This window comes from Mucilaginibacter sp. P4_G9, from assembly GCF_056400985.1.
In genome coordinates this window covers 1-2,763 of the sequence record NZ_JBFUKF010000539.1, presented here as the reverse complement: position 1 = coordinate 2,763, position 2,763 = coordinate 1, and the positions used below count along the sequence as shown (strand labels likewise).

At 39.2% G+C, this 2,763-nt stretch carries 2 protein-coding genes; both read left to right on the top strand.

Annotation, left to right across the window (positions count from 1 at the left end):
* Window positions 1-1,825, top strand: a 1,825-nt coding sequence (locus tag AC1DPZ_RS24980) for a DUF2569 family protein (RefSeq protein ID WP_477408585.1), incomplete at its 5' end; no start/stop codon positions are given.
* Window positions 1,826-2,063: 238 nt separating this feature from the next.
* A partial coding sequence (locus AC1DPZ_RS24975) for an HD domain-containing protein (RefSeq protein ID WP_477408583.1) occupies window positions 2,064-2,763 on the top strand: 700 nt, incomplete at its 3' end.

The following is a 2,763-nucleotide window of genomic DNA, read 5'->3' as shown; positions in this document are numbered from 1 at the left end:
CCTCCAGATCAGCGAGTTTAATGACTGGGCAAGCGTTATCAACTGGGYATTAAGCATAAACCCCGCCGCTACCAATATAAAAGGCGAACTGGCCCAACGCATAGCCGAAATAAAAGCAAAAACCGGGACAGACCATGTAAAATATTTCCGGGAGGCCGTAAAAACCGTTCAGGACGAGGTAAGGTATATGGGCATCGAAATAGGACAATACTCGCACCGTGCCAATAATCCCGAAAAAGTATTTAAACAACGCTATGGCGATTGTAAGGACAAATCGCTGTTACTGGTATCTATGCTCAAAGCTGGTGGCATAGATGCATCCATGGTGCTGGTCAACTCGGGCGTTCGGGAACACATTGCAGATTACATACCTACTTATTATGCTTTTGATCATGCCGTGGTTACAGCCAATGTAAAAGGAAAACAGGTTTGGGTTGATGCTACTATTGATTACCAGGGAGGTACGGGTACAGATATTTATTTCCCGGGTTATGGCAAGGGGCTGGTGTTAAAAGCAGGTAATAATTTGCTTACCACAATACCCCAATCGCGAACAGGAAAAATAGTTTATAACGATATTTATAAAGTTAAAAACGATAAAGCTCCGGTTGAGTTTACCGTAAAAACTACCTATACCCTTAACGAGGCTGATGATATCCGGGGCAGGCTTGCATCAACAGGGATGGCCGAAACTGAAAAAAATTACCTGGATTATTATGCAAAAACATATTCAAAAATAGAGCCTAAAGATTCGGTAACGGTAATTGACGACCAGGAGAAGAATATACTTACCACTACCGAAACCTATATCATAAAGGATTTTTTTAGAACTGATTCAGAAACCAACAAGCGATCGGTCGACCTGTATGCCAATTATATATCACAACAGTTACCATCCATCAACGGACAAAAAAAGACACCGGCTTCGCTCAGTTATCCACTTAATTATGATTATACTATTAGGGTAATACTACCTGGCGGCTGGGATATGACAAACCGCRCTAATTCTATTAACAGGGATTATTACCGGTTTTCATCCGATTATTCTTCATCCGGAGACACATTATCACTAAACTATAAGCTCACTTACCTTAAAGATAATGTGCCGGTTAATAAACTGGCCGAGTTTAAAGATGATTTAAAAAAACTTAACTATGACGGTTTAAACTACAGTTTTACTTACGGAACAGTGAACAAACCAGCTACCGACGTGAACAATTACATGGTGCTTTTTGCGGGGTTCTTTACAGTCGGCCTCATCTTTTTAGGTGTTTGGATCTATCAGCGCGAAACCCCGGGCATTGTTTTTAGCTACGGTTCAACGTTTACAACAGTGGGTGGCTGGCTTGTGCTGGTGATTATATTATTGATTTTAACCGCAATATTTTCAATATCTGTTTTGGCTGCGGGTGATTACTTTAGCCTTAAAACATGGAATTTAAGTGCGGCAGATAAACAGGATCTCAGTTATAAATTATTTGTGGTTATGGAAGTTACCTGTTTTATTAGCTTGATGTTTTACTCTGTTTATTGCCTTGTACTACTTTTAAACAAGCGTGATATTTTGCCGAAAGTAATTACAGGTTATTTCCTGTTCACTGTTGCTTTTGTGGTGGTCGACTTTATTTGGACGCTTACAATTAAGCCTAATAAGATCGTTCAGCCACATCCTTATGTCCTGGTTTATGCCTTGATTGTTGCAGCTATATGGATCCCTTATTTTAAAAGATCATCACGGGTAGAAGATACATTTATTGTGCCGTACCCGCCGTATAATTACAGTTACGAAGGGCCGGAAACACATCACTATGCATCTAAAAACTAACAATTATTTGCCAAATCCTCGTTTTTAACGATATCTGTTATTTAAATTATCCGCTTTTCAATTAACACATCGAAAAAATAGCCGGTTTATTAATGGAAACAAAGATTTGAAAAAGTAGTATCAACAGCAGTTTACCTTGTTTTAAAGTAAACCTTAAGTAATAATTAGGCCCATAATTTTTATTAAACTGTTAATAAAGATTTTTAGAATAAATTTGACTAACAATTACCCAAAACAAATGAAATTTCAACAACTATTAGAAGAGGTAAAACAATACGTAACATCCTATTTTGATGCTTACCAGGATCCCGAACTTATATATCATAACATTAAACATACTAAAGATGTAGTTGCTGCAGCCACTAAAATAGCCAACCATTACCAGTTAAGCGATGAGGACTTTTTTGTGGTGATATCGGCCGCGTGGTTTCATGACACAGGTTATTTTACAGATAGGGCTGATCATGAGGCAAAAAGTATAAGTATTGCTGAGCACGAGTTGAAACAATTAAAGGTAGCACAGCCGGTAATGGATAAAATTAAAGCCTGCATCCTGGCTACCGAAATGCCGCAGAAACCAATAGGCCTGCTCCAGGAAATTTTATGTGACGCCGATTTGTTTCATTTGGGAACCGACGATTTCATGGAAAGAAGTAAAATGGTGCGCAAAGAGATAGAGACAGTAAAGCATACAACACTTGATAAAGATGAATGGCGTGCGCGCAGTATAGAGCTGTTGCAATCGCACCAGTTTTTTACCGATTATTGCCGCCTGCTGCTTGGCGATCAGCAACAAAAAAACCTTGATAAGCTTTTGGAGAAACAAGGCCGGGTGCAAGATAAAGCGCCCGCTACGCCGCCTGCAGAAAATAATACAATCACTGCAGAAGAAAACACTGTTGTAACAATTGATGACAGCAAAGCCGATAGCGAAAAGC